This is a genomic window from Pseudomonas entomophila L48, assembly GCF_000026105.1.
GTDB lineage: Bacteria > Pseudomonadota > Gammaproteobacteria > Pseudomonadales > Pseudomonadaceae > Aquipseudomonas > Aquipseudomonas entomophila.
Genome location: NC_008027.1, coordinates 2,465,439 through 2,480,192 on the forward strand (window position 1 = coordinate 2,465,439; position 14,754 = coordinate 2,480,192).

Annotated in this window: 15 protein-coding genes; 4 read left to right on the forward strand and 11 right to left on the reverse strand. The window is 65.5% G+C overall.

Annotation, left to right across the window (positions count from 1 at the left end; translation table 11 throughout):
• Positions 1–92 precede the first annotated feature (92 nt).
• A complete protein-coding gene (locus PSEEN_RS11040; protein ID WP_011533583.1) occupies positions 93–1,304 on the forward strand; it encodes a multidrug effflux MFS transporter in 1,212 nt (403 codons plus the stop codon).
• A gap of 71 nt (positions 1,305–1,375) precedes the next feature.
• Here PSEEN_RS11040 and PSEEN_RS11045 read toward each other — a convergent pair whose 3' ends face one another.
• The 6 genes from PSEEN_RS11045 to PSEEN_RS11070 all read right to left on the reverse strand — a co-directional run bounded on the left by PSEEN_RS11045 (position 1,376) and on the right by PSEEN_RS11070 (position 7,293).
• Positions 1,376–2,164 (reverse strand): DNA/RNA non-specific endonuclease, encoded by a 789-nt coding sequence (locus PSEEN_RS11045; protein ID WP_011533584.1) that lies wholly within the window; start codon positions 2,162–2,164, stop codon positions 1,376–1,378.
• Positions 2,165–2,347: 183 nt separating this feature from the next.
• Positions 2,348–4,501 (reverse strand): TonB-dependent receptor, encoded by a 2,154-nt coding sequence (locus PSEEN_RS11050; protein ID WP_011533585.1) that lies wholly within the window; start codon positions 4,499–4,501, stop codon positions 2,348–2,350.
• A gap of 79 nt (positions 4,502–4,580) precedes the next feature.
• A complete protein-coding gene (locus PSEEN_RS11055) occupies positions 4,581–4,988 on the reverse strand; it encodes a DUF2946 family protein (protein ID WP_011533586.1) in 408 nt (135 codons plus the stop codon).
• A 104-nt stretch (positions 4,989–5,092) separates the two neighbouring features.
• Positions 5,093–5,410, reverse strand: a complete 318-nt coding sequence (locus tag PSEEN_RS11060; RefSeq protein WP_011533587.1) for a DUF2388 domain-containing protein — start codon at positions 5,408–5,410, stop codon at positions 5,093–5,095.
• A 173-nt stretch (positions 5,411–5,583) separates the two neighbouring features.
• Positions 5,584–6,477: a dihydrodipicolinate synthase family protein gene (locus PSEEN_RS11065; protein ID WP_011533588.1), complete on the reverse strand. Its 894-nt coding sequence runs from the start codon at positions 6,475–6,477 to the stop codon at positions 5,584–5,586.
• A gap of 33 nt (positions 6,478–6,510) precedes the next feature.
• Positions 6,511–7,293 (reverse strand): aldolase, encoded by a 783-nt coding sequence (locus PSEEN_RS11070; protein ID WP_011533589.1) that lies wholly within the window; start codon positions 7,291–7,293, stop codon positions 6,511–6,513.
• Positions 7,294–7,446: 153 nt separating this feature from the next.
• Here PSEEN_RS11070 and PSEEN_RS11075 point away from each other — a divergent pair, with 153 nt between their 5' ends.
• Positions 7,447–7,989 (forward strand): helix-turn-helix domain-containing protein, encoded by a 543-nt coding sequence (locus tag PSEEN_RS11075; protein ID WP_011533590.1) that lies wholly within the window; start codon positions 7,447–7,449, stop codon positions 7,987–7,989.
• 43 nt (positions 7,990–8,032) lie between these two features.
• Here the strand turns inward: PSEEN_RS11075 and PSEEN_RS11080 are convergent, their stop codons facing one another.
• Positions 8,033–8,413, reverse strand: a complete 381-nt coding sequence (locus PSEEN_RS11080) for a RidA family protein (RefSeq protein ID WP_011533591.1) — start codon at positions 8,411–8,413, stop codon at positions 8,033–8,035.
• A 168-nt stretch (positions 8,414–8,581) separates the two neighbouring features.
• Between PSEEN_RS11080 and PSEEN_RS11085 the strand changes: the two genes are divergently transcribed.
• On the forward strand, positions 8,582–9,277 hold the full coding sequence (locus tag PSEEN_RS11085; RefSeq protein WP_309305628.1) for a tRNA (adenine(22)-N(1))-methyltransferase: 696 nt from the start codon (positions 8,582–8,584) through the stop codon (positions 9,275–9,277).
• Positions 9,278–9,393: 116 nt separating this feature from the next.
• On the opposite strand, the gene PSEEN_RS11090 is transcribed toward PSEEN_RS11085, so the two are convergent.
• Both PSEEN_RS11090 and PSEEN_RS11095 read right to left on the reverse strand, forming a co-directional pair.
• Positions 9,394–10,698 carry an MFS transporter gene (locus PSEEN_RS11090; RefSeq protein WP_011533593.1) on the reverse strand — a complete coding sequence of 435 codons (1,305 nt, stop codon included), beginning with the start codon at positions 10,696–10,698 and terminating at the stop codon, positions 9,394–9,396.
• Positions 10,699–10,810: 112 nt separating this feature from the next.
• Positions 10,811–11,071, reverse strand: a complete 261-nt coding sequence (locus PSEEN_RS11095) for a DUF2790 domain-containing protein (RefSeq protein ID WP_011533594.1) — start codon at positions 11,069–11,071, stop codon at positions 10,811–10,813.
• Between the two features lie 114 nt (positions 11,072–11,185).
• Between PSEEN_RS11095 and PSEEN_RS11100 the strand changes: the two genes are divergently transcribed.
• Positions 11,186–12,118, forward strand: coding sequence for a LysR family transcriptional regulator (locus PSEEN_RS11100; protein ID WP_011533595.1), 933 nt, complete (start codon positions 11,186–11,188; stop codon positions 12,116–12,118).
• A 107-nt stretch (positions 12,119–12,225) separates the two neighbouring features.
• Here PSEEN_RS11100 and PSEEN_RS11105 read toward each other — a convergent pair whose 3' ends face one another.
• Both PSEEN_RS11105 and PSEEN_RS11110 read right to left on the reverse strand, forming a co-directional pair.
• Positions 12,226–13,569 carry an OprD family porin gene (locus tag PSEEN_RS11105; protein WP_011533596.1) on the reverse strand — a complete coding sequence of 448 codons (1,344 nt, stop codon included), beginning with the start codon at positions 13,567–13,569 and terminating at the stop codon, positions 12,226–12,228.
• A gap of 17 nt (positions 13,570–13,586) precedes the next feature.
• Positions 13,587–14,747: an acetyltransferase domain-containing protein gene (locus PSEEN_RS11110; RefSeq protein ID WP_011533597.1), complete on the reverse strand. Its 1,161-nt coding sequence runs from the start codon at positions 14,745–14,747 to the stop codon at positions 13,587–13,589.
• Between the last annotated feature and the right edge of the window lie 7 nt (positions 14,748–14,754).

A 14,754-nucleotide genomic window follows, 5' to 3' on the forward strand; every position in this document is an offset into this window, starting at 1 on the left:
AGTGGTCTACTCATTTGTGCGCTAAATGGCTCTGAATACTAGACCGCTTACGCGCTACCTTGCGAGCGTCCTGAGCCTGTGGAGTTGTGCCGATGTTCACCCTTCGTTCCCTGACGCCCTGGGGCTGGTCGTGCCTGCTGCTGGCATTGGTGTGCCTGCCCCGTGTCGCCCTGGACCTGTACCTGCCGGCCTGGCCGCAGATGGCCCAGGCATTGGAGGTGCCGCCCGCCCAGGTACAGTTCAGCCTGACCGCCTACATGCTTGGCTACGCCTTGTGCATGCTGCTGGCCGGGCCCTTGTGTGACCTTTGGGGGCGGCGGCCCCTGTTGCTGGCGGGGCTCGGCCTGTATGGCGTGGCCACCTTGGGCTGCCTGCTGGCGGTAGACCTGCCGAGCCTGTGCGTGGCGCGCTTCTTCCAGGCCCTGGGTGGCTGTTGCGGGCCGCTGGTGGCCAGGGTGATGGTGCGCGATCGGTTTGCCGCAGACGAACAGGCGCGCTTGCTGGGGCTGCTGTCCAGCGGCATGGCCATCGCGCCGCTGCTGGCACCTGCGTTCGGCAGCTTGCTGCTGGAGGTGCTGGGGTGGCGCGGGTTGTTCGGCGGGTTGTTGATCATCGGCTTGCTGAGCCAGGTGCAGGCGGTTCGCTACCTGCCGGAAACGCGTCCATTCGACGCCTCGCCTGCACATTTATGCCAAGCCTGGCGCCAGGTGCTGGGCAGCCGGGTGTTCTGGCGCAGTTCACTGGTCATCGGTTGCGCCTATTGCAGCTACTTCCCCTTCATCAGTGAGTCCTCATTGCTGTTGCAACATGGCCTGGGTTTGTCACCGCAGGTCTATGGCCTGGTGCTGGGCGGGACAGTGGCCGCCTATGCGGCAGGGTCGCGCTGTTATGGCTTGTTGGTTCGACGCCTGGGCAACGAGCGGGTGATCATCCTGGGGTGCGCCATCAACCTGGCCGGCAGCGCGGCGTTGCTGGCCCTGCAACTGGCGGGCGTGAGCCTGTGGACACTGCCCCTGGCGCTGTTGCCGGTGATGCTTTCGGTGGGGCTGATCATCCCGGCTTGCCAGTGGGCCGTGCTGCAGCCCTTCGCCGCGATTGCCGGCACGGCCTCGGGCGGGTTCTTCTTCGTGCAGATGCTGCTGACGGCGCTGAGCAGCGCGCTGACCGGTGCATGGTCCGACGGTAGCGCGTGGCCGATGGTGGGTATGACGGTGGTGGCGAGCGCCTTGTTGCCGGGGGTGCTGTGGCTGACCGCGAGCAGGTCACGGGCACGGACGAAACACGCGCTGCTGGCGGGGGAATGAGTCCAGGTTTTCAAGGTGTTCGACGGCAAGATTGCAGCGCCTATGAGATCGAGCGCCGCTCGTGCGGCGCATCATTCCCGGTCGCAACCAGCCGGTACCGGCCATGAAAACGTCGGGCGCTGGTCCTTCACCGCCTCGGGCACGTCGATCGGTGCTTCGCTCGGCCCCAGCAGCGCCTCGATCTCATGCACACTGCGCAGGTAGGGTGTCAGGTCGGTGCCCAGCCCAGCCTGGTGTGGGATCCACCAGGCAATGACCTGCGGCTGCCCGGCGTCATCTTCGGTCAGCAGCACCTTCCAGAACACCTCCGGTGTGGCGATGCCATGGCTCTGGGCGAAGTAGTCGTTGTTCAGCGCCTCGCCTTCATGGCCGAACACCACGCCACCGATCACCTTGGTTGGGTGCCGGTCTCGAGAACATTCGCTGAGCAGCTCGGTCTGGTACCAGGTCTGGCTGTTGTGCGATGCCAGTTGCGGGACGATGTTGCTCATCAGGTTGGAGGCATCCATCGCCGCGCGGTCGTCATCGAAATGGTTGTTGGCCGCCAGGTGGCCACGGTGGAAACCCTTGGGCAGCGAGTAGGCCTTGGCCGAGTGCTGGCCCACACAGCCCGGGGGCAGGCCTCGGTCGATGCGGAAGTTGTCCTTGCGCTCCAGGTGGCCCTCGTCCCTGTCGAGGATGAAGGTGAAACGATGGGGTTCGCCACGCTGGCAGTCGTACCAGAGCTGGAAACGGCCGCGGTCGAGCAGGGTGAGCTCGGTGGGTGGCGTGGGCAGCGTCTCGGGTGGGGTGGGGGACGGAAGCCGAGGGGCGCAGGAAGTCAGGGTGAGGACGAACAGCAGGAACAGCAAACGGCGCATGGCGCGTCATCCTTGGACGAACAACGAAGGCGAGCTTGCTCCGCGAGGAAACACCTTGCGGAACAAGCAGTTGGGCGCATTCTAACGATCTGCGCCCAATGCATCACTCATCCATGTGCGCGAGGCTGGCACCCGCTGGGCGGGTGATCGCGGCTGAAGCCGCTCCTACGGGGTTGCATGGGTTCAGAAGCGCACGTCCATCGCCACCTCGAAGGTGCGTGGCGCGCCCATGTAGTACTGGGTGCCGTAGGCCTGCTTGGCATAGACCTCGTCGGTGAGATTGCGTACCCGCCCGGTCAGGGTGGTGTGCGCGTCCAGGCGGTAGCGGGCGAAGGCGCCGAACAGGGTGTAGGCCGGCGCCTTGAGGGTGTTGGCGTTGTCGGCGTACACCGCGTCGACGTAGCGCGCATCCACGCCGGCCGACCAGGCCGGGGTGAAGCTGTAGGTCAGCCACAGGTTGCCGACATTGGCCGGCACGTTGACGGGGGCGTTGCCCTTGCGCGACACCGACACGCCATTGACCGCTTCGTTGAACTCGTCGTACTGCGCATCGACGTAGGCGTAGTTGGCTTCGGCGAGCAGCTTCGGGGTGACTTGCAGGCGCCCGGACAGCTCGATGCCACGCGAGGTCTGCTGGCCCGCCTGGACAGTGAGGTTGGGGTTGCTGGAGTCGCGCACGGCGAAGTCCTTGCGCACGATCTGGTAGACCGCCACGGTCGCTGCGCCGCGTCCGTCGAGGAAGTCGAACTTGCTGCCGGCTTCCCACTGCTCGCCCTTGGACAGGTCGAAAAGCCCCACGTTGGAGTAGGTGGCCGCGGCCAGCGAGCCGGCCGGCAGGTCGGCGGCGGTGCTGTATTGCACATAGACGCTGGCCGACGGCGTCAGCGCGTAGGTCAGGCCGACACGCCCGGACAGCGGCTCCCAGCGCCGCTCGAAGTAGGCCGGCGAGGTGGGGCTGACGGCACCGTAGTTGTTCACCTCCATGTCCAGGTAGTCGTAGCGCAGGGCCGTGAGCAGGGCCAGGCGATCGGTCAGCTCCAGGCGGTTCTCGGCGAACAGGGCGCGGTTGACGACTTCGTGGTGACGCTGGCGGGTGAGGCCACGGTTCACGCCGGGGATGGCGTCGAAGCTGCCGGGGTCGAAATGGTCCGGGTCGACCACGTCGCTCCAACTGCTGGAGGTGGGGTAGAGGTCCTGGCGCATGCGTGACCAGTCCAGGCCCATGGCCCACTGGGTCGGCAGGCCGAACAGGCTGTTGTCGTGGCGCAACTCGACACGATCACCCAGCACGCTCTGGGCGTGGCGTTGCAGGTAAGGGCTGGCGCGCACCACGTTGCCCGCGCCGTTGTAGCGATAGTTCTCGACGTTGCGGTAATCGCGCTCGGCTTTGTAGTGGTACAGGGTGTTGTGCACGCTGGTGCTGTCGCTGAACTGGTAGTCGAGCATCGAGCGCAGCCAGCGCACGCGCTGCTCGTAGCGGCCATCGGCGACGTTGTAGTTCTCGAAGCGCCGGCTGTTGTCGATCTTCATGGTGTTGCGCCCGGGCAGGATCGGCGAGCCCCAGTACGGGCTGTCTTCCTTGTCCTCCTGGTACTCCATGGCGAAGGTGTGGGTGAGATCGGGGGTGAGGTCGCTGAGCACGGAGAAGGCCAGGCTGTCGGTCTTGCGCCGGTTGCGGTCGATATAGCCATTGCCCTGGCTGCGACTGAAGTCCAGGCGGGCGAAGTGACGGGCGTCGGCGGGGTTGCTGGCCAGGGCCTGGTTGATGCCGAAGGCGTACTCGGCGTCGTCGTAGCTGCCATAGCGGATGCGCCCGTCGACGGTCTGCTGGTCGCGGCTGGCCAGCTTGGTGATGTAGTTGATCGAACCGCCCACGGAGCCTGCGCCGTGCAGGAACGACGAAGGGCCCCCCAGCAGCTCGACACGGTCTATCACCCAGGCGTCGACCGGGCGGGTGGCACTGCTGTAACCCAGGTTGATGCCGTTGTAGAGCTGGGTCACCTGGTTCTGGGTGAAGCCCCGGTAGGTGACGAAACCACCGTAGCCCGGATTGGCCGAGGCGTTGACGCCGGTCATGGCGTTGATCACGTCCTGGGTGTCCTTGGCGTCGCGCTGCTCGATCACCCGGCGGTCGGAAACGCTTACCGAGGCGGGGGTTTCCCGGGCGGTCAAACCCAGACGCGAGCCGGTGCGGATCGGCTCGTCCAGTTGCACGCCCGAGGGGGCTTCGCGCTCACCGTCGACGGTGGTGGCAGAGAGCTCGACGGGGGCGTATTGCGCCCAGGCACAGGTACAGGTGGCGCCCATCAGGAGCACCAGGGAGGTGTTGCGGATCATGTTGTGTTTTCCACGCAAGGGTCATGGCAGGGCCTGACCGCCTTGGCGAACAGGCACGCACGGGCGCGCCGGCCCAGGGTCAGGCGAACGGTTCGGTTGCGGGGAAAAGATGAGGGGAAGCGCGGGGATTGATGGCGTGGCGCAGGTAACGTGGCGGGGGCTGCGCCCAGCTGCGCGCGACAATCGGGGAAGGGGCGTGGCCCTGGACCTCGGTGAACGACCAACCACTGCTGGCCAAGGGCACCGCGAGGGCGAAGGAGGAGCACACCGGGCAATCGAGCTGCGCCATGTGCTGGTCGCCCTCGCCACCGTCCAGGTCGATGGCCGAGCCGTGTTCGCTGTCCAGCGAGCAGAAGCCACCTTCGAGGCCGGACAGGCGCAAACCACTCATCTGGCCGTGATGCATGCCACACAGCAATAGGCTGAACAGGACGCTGGCATATAGCGTCCAGGCGGTCAGCGAACGTGTCCGACGGGTGGTTTTCATGGCGGCGAATCTACCATCCGGATGGGTGGCGTGCTTCGTGCCAAGGTGTGGCGGATTGTCGCGGCGAGGCTTGGGCGAGGCCCAGGCCTCGGCCGCTCAAGGTGTCATTGACCGACCGCGGCGTCATCCTGCGACAACAGCGCCTTTGCCAGTTCCTCGTCGCTGATCTGCAACCCTGGGTTGTCATGGCGAGCCTGCGCCAGTGCCGACTCCAGGTAGGCGCCACGAATCACGCCGCCACTGGCAACGAAGGCCGACAACTCGTCGCGGGCCGGGACAATGCGCTTATCGTCCTTGAAGGTGGAGTACAGCGAGGCGGAGATCCCCGCCGAGGTGGCGACGTCACCGGCATCGACGCGGGCCAGGGCGGCGCCGGCGGGCAGCAGGAGCAGCAGCGATGAAGCGAGCAGTAAGGGGCGCATGGCAAGTCCTCCGGAAGGTGAGGCCAATGGGAGTTACTGCATGATGTTAAGAGCGGTGGGGCGGGGCCGGAGTTCCACAGAAAACCGAACCCACCGCATGACCCTGTAGGAGCCAGCCTTGCTGGCGAACACCGGCAAGGCCCCCACTGCCTGTTTCGTGGATGTTGGCTAGATCAACGCGTGATGTTCAATCCATCAAGCAGTGCCAGCAACTTCGTTCTACCTGCTTCATCCAACCCGAACACCGGGCGCCGAGGCTCGCCGACCGGCAGCCCGGTCAATGCCAGGCCAGCCTTGATGGTGGCCGGCAAGCCGCCCTTGAGGATGAAGTCCAGCAGTGGCAGCTGGCGATAGAACAACGCCCTGGCCTGCTCCAGTTCACCCGCCAGCACCGCCTGGTACAGCCGCTGGTTGAGTTCGGGAATCAGGTTGGCCGCCGCCGTGCACCACCCTGCGGCGCCCGCGACGAAGGCTTCCAGCGCCAGCGGGTTGCAGCCGTTGTAGAACGGCACCTGCCCCTCGCCGAGCACCTGCAACTTGTGCATGCGCTGGATATCGCCGGTGCTCTCCTTGACCATGGTCACGTTGTCCACCTCACGCACGATGCGCAGGATCAACTCCACAGGCATGTCGGTGCCGCTGGTGGCGGGGTTGTTGTAGAGCATGATCGGCAGGTCGATGGCCGCGCCGATGGCCCGGTAGTGCTGCACGATCTCGGCTTCGCTGAGCTTCCAGTACGCCGACGGCAGCACCATCACCGCATCGGCGCCGTGTTGCTGGGCGAAGCGCGCACGGCGTATGGCGCCGGCGGTGGTCAGGTCGGAGACGCTGACGATGCTGGGGACGCGCCCGGCGATGCGTTCGAGGCTGTACTGGGCGACCTGCTGCCATTCGCTGTCGCTCAGGTAGGCCCCTTCACCAGTGCTGCCCAAGGGCGCGATGGCCTGCACGTCGCCTGCGATCAGGCGGTCGATGGACTGGCCCAGCGCGGGCAGGTCGAGTTGCGCGCCGTCCTGGCTGAACGGGGTGATGGTGTAGCCGATGATGCCGTGGAATCGAGTGGTCATTCTGGAAATCTCCGCAAGCAAGGCAAAAGAGGGTCAGGCAAGGCAGTCGGCGTGCTGGCGCAGGCACTGCCGGGCGAAGTAGTTGAAGGCCGCGCCGTGGCGCTTGGGCCGGTCGATCCAGTCGTGGGCGTCGCGGCCCAGCTCCGGGGCGATCGGCTTGATGGTCCCGGCGGCCATGGCCAGCAACTGCAGGCGCGCGGCGCGCTCGATCAATTGGGCATAGACACAGGCCTGCTCGATGCTGGTGCCGGTGGACAGCTGGCCGTGGTGCGACAGCAGGATGGCGCGCTTGTCGCCCAGAGCCTTGCTGATGATCTCGCCTTCCTCGTTGCCCACTGGCACGCCGGGCCAGGCCTCGAGGAACGCGCAGTCTTCGTACAGCGGGCACAGGTCCATGTGCGAGACCACCAATGGCACTTCGAGCATCGACAACGCGGCGACGTGGGTGGGGTGGGTGTGGATGATGCAGTTGACGTCCGGGCGGGCGCGGTACACCCAGCTGTGGAAGCGGTTGGCCGGGTTGGGCATGCCTTCGCCCTCCAGCACCTCGAGGTCTTCGTTGACCAGCAGCAGGTTGCTGGCAGTGATCTCGTCGAAACCCAGGCCCAGTTGTTGCGTGTAGAACGTGCCCGGTTGCGGGCCTCGGGCGCTGATCTGCCCGGCCAGGCCCGAGTCGTGGCCATGGTCGAAGAGAATTCGGCAGGTCAGGGCCAGCTTTTCGCGCACGGTCCACGTATTATCCGCCAGCGAGCCTTGCATCTGTTTCAGTGCTTTTTGCACCAGCTGGTCTTTGCTGTGTGTCAGGGTATTGGCCATGGGGATCTATCCTCTGTGGCGTGACGGTGGGTGTCATGGCTGGCTCGCCCCTTTGCTTTCGACGGTGGAGGGGCGATCAACTAATGACACAAATAATCCTATATGACACAAAGTGTCATAAGCAAGTGCGTTTGTTCGGGAAACCCGCGTCACATGTCCATTCGACTGAAACTGTTGCGAAAGAAACTGGGGATCACCCTCGAGGTGCTGGCCGAGAAGTCCGGCATGACCAAGAGCTACCTGTCCAAGGTCGAGCGTGGCCTGAACACGCCTTCGATTGCCGCCGCGCTAAAGCTGGCGCGGGCGCTGAACGTCAATGTCGAGGAGCTGTTCGACGGCGAGCACACCGGCCAGGCGCGCTACAGCCTGGTGCGCCGCGGCGAGCGCCAGGCCCTGGTGGGCAGCGGCGAGGGGCCGGGGTATGCGGTGCTGACCTCGCAGGTGGGGCAGCGCAGTTTGTTGCCGTTCCTGATCCAGCCGCCGAGCGAATTCAGCGACCCGACGTTCAAGGCGCACGAGGGCGAGGAGTTCCTGTTCGTCCACGAGGGGCAGGTCGAGGTGGACTTCATGAGTGAGCGGGTGTTGCTGGAGGCGGGGGATGCCTTGCACTTCAATGCCCAGACGCCGCACCGATTGCGTTCGGTCGGTGAGCGCCAGGCTCAGTTGCTGGTGGTGGTGCAGGGCGGCGAAAGCTGAGGGCGGGGGCGGTTCGCCGGCTGGCCGGCGAACCTTCGGTCGATCAACCCTTGGCTGCCATCGCCGTCACTTCCACACGCATGCCTTCAAAGGCCAGCGAGGCGACGCCGACCGCCGCACGTACCGGCCACGGCTTGCTGAAGAACCGCTGGTACACCTCGTTGAACGCCGGGCGGTCGGCCATGTCGGTCAGGTAGATGGTCAGGTGCAGCACCCGGTCCATCGAGCTGCCGGCGCGCTCCAGGGCGACCTTCAGCGCCTGCAGGGTGCACTCGCATTGCGTGGTGATGTCGCCCAGCTCCAGGCTGCCGTCGGCGTGTACAGGGATCTGGGTGCTGACCAGCACGCCGTTGTATTCGGCGACGTCGGAAGAGATGGAGTCGGCGTCCGGGTCCGGAGTGAAGATGATGTCTGCGTTTGCCATGGGTATTTGCCTTGCGACGGAAGGAAAACGGCAAGCCTACGCGAGCGGCCGGGGCGGGTCGAGTCGGGGCCTCGGTCGCGCGGATTTGAAAAGTCCGGCCGGGCTCGGCAGAATCGCGGGCCGCTCCGGCCATCGACGCCGGATTCTGGTTGTTAAATGAGGCTGCCGTTGAGCGAACACACCTTGTCCATGCGCCTGGAGCGCGTGGCCGCGCATGTGCCCGAGGGGGCGCGACTGGCCGATATCGGCTCCGACCACGGCTACCTGCCGGTGGCGTTGATGCGCCGTGGTGCGATCGTCGCCGCAGTGGCCGGCGAAGTGGCGCTGACGCCGTTTCTCTCGGCGCAACGCACCGTGCGCGAGAATGGGCTCGAAGACCGCATCACCGTGCGCCAGGCCAATGGCCTGGCCGCCATCGAGCCTGGTGATGACATCACCGCCGTCAGCATTTGTGGCATGGGTGGCGAGACCATCTGCGCCATCCTCGAAGCTGGCAAGCAGCACCTGCATGGCCAGGAGCGGCTGGTGCTGCAGCCCAACGGCGGCGAGCAGCCGCTGCGCCAATGGTTGGCGGACAACGGCTATCGCATCCTCTTTGAGGAAGTGCTGCGGGAGAATCGCTTCGACTACGAGATCATCGTTGCTGAACGGGGTGACGTGCCGTCCTACAGCGCCGAGCAGTTGTATTTCGGGCCATTGTTGATGCAGGAGCGCAGCCCGGCGTTCCTGTTCAAGTGGCAGCGCATGCTGCGCCAGAAGCAGCAGACCCTGGCCAATTTCACCCGTGCCCGCCAGGCGGTGCCGCAGGACAAGCTCGACGACATCAGCCGCCAGGCCCGCTGGATCAGCGAGCTGCTGGCCTGACGTCCCCTGTAGGAGCGGCTTCAGCCGCGATGCAGGCGCCACGGTAACTGCCACCCGCTTCGCGGGTGATCGCGGCTGAAGCCGCTCCTACAAGAGGACGATATCGCTGCAGGCGTTCAGCTGGGGTTGACCACCTCCGCTGGCACCCTCAGCACCAGCCCTCCACCCAGCACGATGGCCACCGCCAGCACCTGCAGCGCCAACCCCGGGCTCTGCGTGGCATCGCGCATCCAGCCGATCAGGTAAGGCGCCAGAAACGAGGCGATACTGCCAAACGAGCTGATCATCGCGATGCCCGCCGCCTGGGCTCCCCCGGACAGGAACGCCGGGGGCAACTGCCAGAACATCGGCAACGCGGCGCTGGCGCCCATGCCCGCCAGCACCAGCCCACCCATCACCAGCGTGGCATTGCCTGGCGCCAAGCCGGCCAGGGCGATACCTGCGGCCGCCATCAGCAACGGCAGGCACAGGTGCCAACGTCGCTCGCGGCGGTGGTCCGACGAGCGTCCGCAGGCGAGCATGAACAGGCAACCGGCCAGGTATGGCACGGCGCTGAGCAGGCCGACCTGGCCGTCGCTGCCGATCCCGGCGCCATGGATCAGGCTCGGCATCCAGAACGCCAAGGTGTTCACCGCCAGCATCACGGCGAAATAGACCGCCACCAGCAACCACACGTGTCGGTCGGTGAAGAGCCCTGCGAGCGAAGCGATGGGTTTGTGCCGTTCCTCACGCTCGATCTCTGCGCGCAACGCACGCTTTTGCTCGGCGCTCAGCCAGTCGACCTGCTCGAAACTGTCCGGCAGGGCCTTGAGCACCACCAGCCCCAGCAGCACGACGGGCAGGCCTTCGATCAGGAACATCCACTGCCAGCCGCGCAAGCCGCCCTGATCGTGGAACGCTTGGAGGATGCCGCCGGACAATGGCCCGCCGACCACCCCGGCCAGGGGCACGGCGATGGCGAACAGCGCGGTGACCTGGGCCCGCCGCCGCGCCGGGTACCAGCGGTTGAGCACCACCAGGATGCCGGGGAAGAACCCCGCTTCGGCCACCCCGAGCAGGAACCGCAGGGTGTAGAAGCCGGTGGCGTCCTGCACCCACATCATGCCCGTGGACAGCAGCCCCCAGACCACCATCAGGCTGGCGATCCAGCGGCGTGGCCCGACCCGGTCCAGGGCCAGGTTGCTGGGTACGCCGAACAGCGCGTAGGCGATGAAGAACAGGCCGGCGCCAAGGCCGTAGACCGTGTCGGAAAAGCCCAGGTCGGCGCTCATCTGCATCTTGGCGAAGCCGATGTTGATGCGGTCGAGGTGGGCGAACAGGTAGCACACCAGCAGCAACGGCATCAGCCGCCAGGTGATGCGGGCGTGGGTGGCGTCCGGCGAGTGCGCGGACGGTACGGCACAGGTTTTTATCGTGTTCATGGCCCAGGACGTTCTTGTTGTTGTCCTGGATGATCATGCGGCGGCGGGCGAGGGGGGCAAATGCACTTTCAGCAAGATGACTGGTATTTTTCCCTCGCGTTCCGGGCGTGTCCTACAGCTGCGAGCAGTTGCCCATCTGGCGGTAGTCGATTTCGCGGGTCTGGCCTTGGTGGTCGACGTAGACCATGTGCGCGGTACCCACCTGGCAGTCCTCGGCGTTGCTGGCCGGTGTAATGGAGATGACCTTGGCGATGTCCAGCGGCATGCCGTATTCGTAACGGGCGGCCTCGGCCTGGCTGTCGGTAGCGGCGGCGAAGGCGCCGAACGAGGCGAGGGTGGCGGTCAGGGCGACCAGTGCGATCGAACGTTTCATGGCAGGTTCCTCTTTCTCGGGATGTGCCTATGATTCATTCATTTACGTTTCACAATAAATGGTCTATCCCGTGATAGATTCCTGCCTTTCATGTATGAATGAGAGCGACGCCTCATGGATATGCTGCATGCGATGCGTACCTTCGCCCGGGTAGTGGAGTGCGGCAGTTTCGCCGCCGCGGCCAATGCGCTGGACATCTCGTCGGCCCAGGTATCGCGGATCGTCGCGGAGCTCGAGAACCAGCTGCAGACTCGCCTGCTGCACCGCACCACCCGTCGATTGCGCATGAGCGAGGCGGGCGAACGCTTCCTCGAGCGCTCGCGGCAGATCATGCTGCTCACCGAAGAGGCCATGGACGAGGCGCGCGGCGCCCATCTCACGCCGCGCGGCCATCTGCGTTTCCACTGTACCCACGGTCTTGGCCTGTTGATGATGCCGCTGGTGGCCCGCTACAACGCCGCGAACCCCGAAGTGGTGATGGAACTGACGCTTTCGCAACGCAACCCCGACCCTTTGGCCGAAGGCCATGACGTGGTGATCACCATTGGCCAGGGGCTGCCGGACTCGCAACTGATCGCCATTCCCCTGGGCAGCATCCACAGCATCCTCTGCGCTTCGCCCGACTACCTGGCCCGCCACGGCGTGCCCAAGCGCCCGGAAGACCTGCATGAGCATGTCTGCCTGCGCACGGTCGACCCTTTGTTCGAGGAAGACTGGTCGTTCGAGCAGGCGTCGGAGAAATGTGTGATCGTGCCGCAGGACACGTTCCTCACCAACGTCGCCGACGCGATGCTCAAGGCTACCGAGCTGGGCATGGGGGTGGGGCTGCTGCCCTACTATTCAGCCAGCCAGGCGATGGAAGAGGGGCGCCTGTGCCGTTTGCTGGCGCCTCACCGGCTGCGCCAACGCGAGATCTATGCGATCTACCCGTCGCGGCACTACCTGGACGCCAAGGTGCGCACCTGGCTGGACTTTCTCAAGGAGCAGTTGCCGGTGTTGTTCCAGGAGCACCAGCGGGTGGCGGACGAGCCGCGCTATTGGCGGTAGGGCAACCTGTAGGAGCCGGCTTGCCGGCGAACACCGGCAACGCCGGTGCCATCCACCGCGTCGCCTGGTTCGCCGGCAAGCCGGCTCCTACAGGTTCAGCGCAGTGCTTACCAGGTGCCAGACAGCGGATACTCTACTGCCAACCTGATCTGATCCGCATCCAGCTCCGCCTGGGCCGCATTGCCGCGATGCACGTTGTGCCTCAGTGAAATCGCCAGGCCTTTGGCTGTGCCGCCCTGCACCACGTAGCGCGCCTCCAGGTCCCGCTCCCAATGCTTGCCACCCTCGCCATAACCCAGGTACGCATACCCACCGTTGCGGTCGACATGGCTGCCATCGATGTCGAACCCGCGCACATACAGCGCTGTCAGGCTCAGCCCTGGCACGCCATAGGCACCCAGGTTCAGGTCGTAGCGCGCTTGCCATGATTTCTCGTTGGGCGCGTTGAAGTCGGACAACTGCACCGCGTTGCCAAGGAAGATCGCCCCGCGGGTGACGTAGTCGAATGGCGTGTTGCCGTCCACCTGCTGCCAACCCAGGCTGAACGTGTGCGGCCCCTGGGCATAGCGGGACACCAGGCTCGAGGTGGTGTTGTCGATGCTTCCTGACAACGCCTTGCCAGTGTCGGTGGTGTGGTACAGATTCAGGTCGAGGCTGACGCTGCGCCGCTCATCGATGACGTGGCTGAGCGTGCTGCCCAGATAGTGTTGGCGCCAGGTGTCCTGGTAGCGCGAGGTGAAGAGGCTGGCGCTGACGCTGTTGGTCGGGCTCCACACCGCCCCGGCAAGGTCGAACGCATTGCCCTGGCGGCCATTGGAATAATTGACCACAAAACCCTGGTCGTGGCTGGAGGCATTGCGGTCGGTGCTTTCGTTGAAGTGCCCGGCGACCAGCTTGAGCCGGTCGACCTCGTTGCTGGTGAGCAACCAGCCGGTGGCGGTCTCGGGCAACAGACGGCTGTCGGAGGAACTGAACACCGGCGTTTTCACGCGTTGTTCGCCATACGCCAGCACGGTGTTCGACATCCTCAGTTTCACCGCGCCGCCACCACGGCTGTACGCATCCTTGGGATGGCCCTGATTGTCGACCCCGAGCAAGCGCGCCTTGCCCGCGCGACCACCGCCGCTGTCGAGCTGCACGCCCTGGTAGGCGTGGGCGTCGAACCCGACGCCGACCAGGCCTTGGGTGAAGCCCGAGCTGAATGAACCCATCAAGCCGTAGGCCCATTCCTCGGCTTTGCCGTTGCGTTCGGTACGTGGCTTGTAGGCGTTGCGCGCGGCGTTGTTGCGTCCACCGTGGCGGTAGTCGCGTTGGTCGAAGACGCTGCGGTTGAGCAGGCTCCAGGTGCTGTCCTCGAACAGCCCCCTGGCCTGCGACTGGGCGGAGTCGGCCAGGGCCAGGGGGCTGAGGCCGAGCATGGGCAGGGCAATGGCGAAGCGGCGCAGCGGCATGGTCAAGCCCCCAGGGGTCAGAAGTACTTGAGCCAGGCGATATCGCGGCGGCGTGCCTTGAGGCGCGCGAACCCGCGCACCGGCAGGTAGAGCGCCAGCGCCAGCAGCACCGCGACCAGCCACACCGCGCCGATGCCGTCGAAGCCGAAGTAAGCCCCCTGGTTCAGGCCGAACAGGGCGACGCCTGCGAGGTACAGCAGTTTCAACGCATACAGGTGCAGCAGGTAGAAGAACATCGGTGCTGCGCCGAACACGGCCAGCATGCCGATCCAGCGTGCGCTGCCAGCGCGTTCGAAGCCGCGCAGCAACAGCAGGCCGAAGCCCAGGGTCAGGGCCAGGAACAACAGCGACGGCGGGTACTTGGTGATGTTGAAGAAACTCATCAGGGTCTGGGTGGTGTTCGGGTACACGCTCCACGGCGCTTCGCCATAGCCATTGAGTACACGCAGCGCGACAAAGCCGAGCAGGGCGCCGACACCGGCCACAAGCAAGTGCCGTTGACGCTGGGTGGCATTGCCGCCACGGGCGAACCAGGGACCCAGGCCGTAGCCCAGGGCGATTACCCCAATCCAGGGCAGCACCGGATAGGAAGTGCGCAGGCGCAAATGCTCGCCAACCTCCAGCCAGCCACGGTCATGCAGGATCGCCCACGGCACATGCAGCGCTGAGGTGGCGTCGAAGTGCAGGCCATCGAGCAGGTTGTGCCCGCCGATGATCGCCACGCCCACCAGCACCAGCGCTGGCCGTGGCAGCCACACCAGCAGCGACAGGGCGATCATGCTGAGGCCGATGGCCCAGATCACCTGCAGGTAGATCACGCTCGGCGGCAACTGGAAGGTCCAGGCGAAGTTGACCAGGGTGAACTCCAGCACTACCAGGAACAGCCCGCGCTTGAACAGGAAGGCGGCGACATCGCCATGCCCATGGTGCTTTTCGCCGTAGAGCCAGGCGGACAAGCCAGTGAGCAGCACGAACACCGGCGCACACAGGTGCGCCAGTGTACGGCTGGCGAACAAACCGGGGTCGGTGGCGTCGATGGTCATCGGGTCGCTGACCTGGCGGTGCAGGTAGAAGGTTTCCCGCACGTGGTCCAGCAGCATGAACAGGATCACCAGGCCGCGCAGGGCATCGATGCTCTGCAGGCGCTGGGAGAGGAGGGAGGGCGGGGCGCTAGTCATCGAGGAG

Bases quoted from the DNA above. Each gene is read 5' to 3' on its own strand.
- PSEEN_RS11040 (WP_011533583.1), top strand. From the start codon at position 93: ATGTTCACCCTTCGTTCCCTGACGCCCTGGGGCTGGTCGTGCCTGCTG.
- PSEEN_RS11080 (WP_011533591.1), bottom strand. From the start codon at position 8,413: ATGGCAAACGCAGACATCATCTTCACTCCGGACCCGGACGCCGACTCC.
- PSEEN_RS11050 (WP_011533585.1), bottom strand. From the start codon at position 4,501: ATGATCCGCAACACCTCCCTGGTGCTCCTGATGGGCGCCACCTGTACC.
- PSEEN_RS11095 (WP_011533594.1), bottom strand. From the start codon at position 11,071: ATGAAACGTTCGATCGCACTGGTCGCCCTGACCGCCACCCTCGCCTCG.
- PSEEN_RS11055 (WP_011533586.1), bottom strand. From the start codon at position 4,988: ATGAAAACCACCCGTCGGACACGTTCGCTGACCGCCTGGACGCTATAT.
- PSEEN_RS11105 (WP_011533596.1), bottom strand. From the start codon at position 13,569: ATGCCGCTGCGCCGCTTCGCCATTGCCCTGCCCATGCTCGGCCTCAGC.
- PSEEN_RS11075 (WP_011533590.1), top strand. From the start codon at position 7,447: ATGTCCATTCGACTGAAACTGTTGCGAAAGAAACTGGGGATCACCCTC.
- PSEEN_RS11110 (WP_011533597.1), bottom strand. From the start codon at position 14,747: ATGACTAGCGCCCCGCCCTCCCTCCTCTCCCAGCGCCTGCAGAGCATC.
- PSEEN_RS11060 (WP_011533587.1), bottom strand. From the start codon at position 5,410: ATGCGCCCCTTACTGCTCGCTTCATCGCTGCTGCTCCTGCTGCCCGCC.
- PSEEN_RS11100 (WP_011533595.1), top strand. From the start codon at position 11,186: ATGGATATGCTGCATGCGATGCGTACCTTCGCCCGGGTAGTGGAGTGC.
- PSEEN_RS11070 (WP_011533589.1), bottom strand. From the start codon at position 7,293: ATGGCCAATACCCTGACACACAGCAAAGACCAGCTGGTGCAAAAAGCA.
- PSEEN_RS11065 (WP_011533588.1), bottom strand. From the start codon at position 6,477: ATGACCACTCGATTCCACGGCATCATCGGCTACACCATCACCCCGTTC.
- PSEEN_RS11090 (WP_011533593.1), bottom strand. From the start codon at position 10,698: ATGAACACGATAAAAACCTGTGCCGTACCGTCCGCGCACTCGCCGGAC.
- PSEEN_RS11045 (WP_011533584.1), bottom strand. From the start codon at position 2,164: ATGCGCCGTTTGCTGTTCCTGCTGTTCGTCCTCACCCTGACTTCCTGC.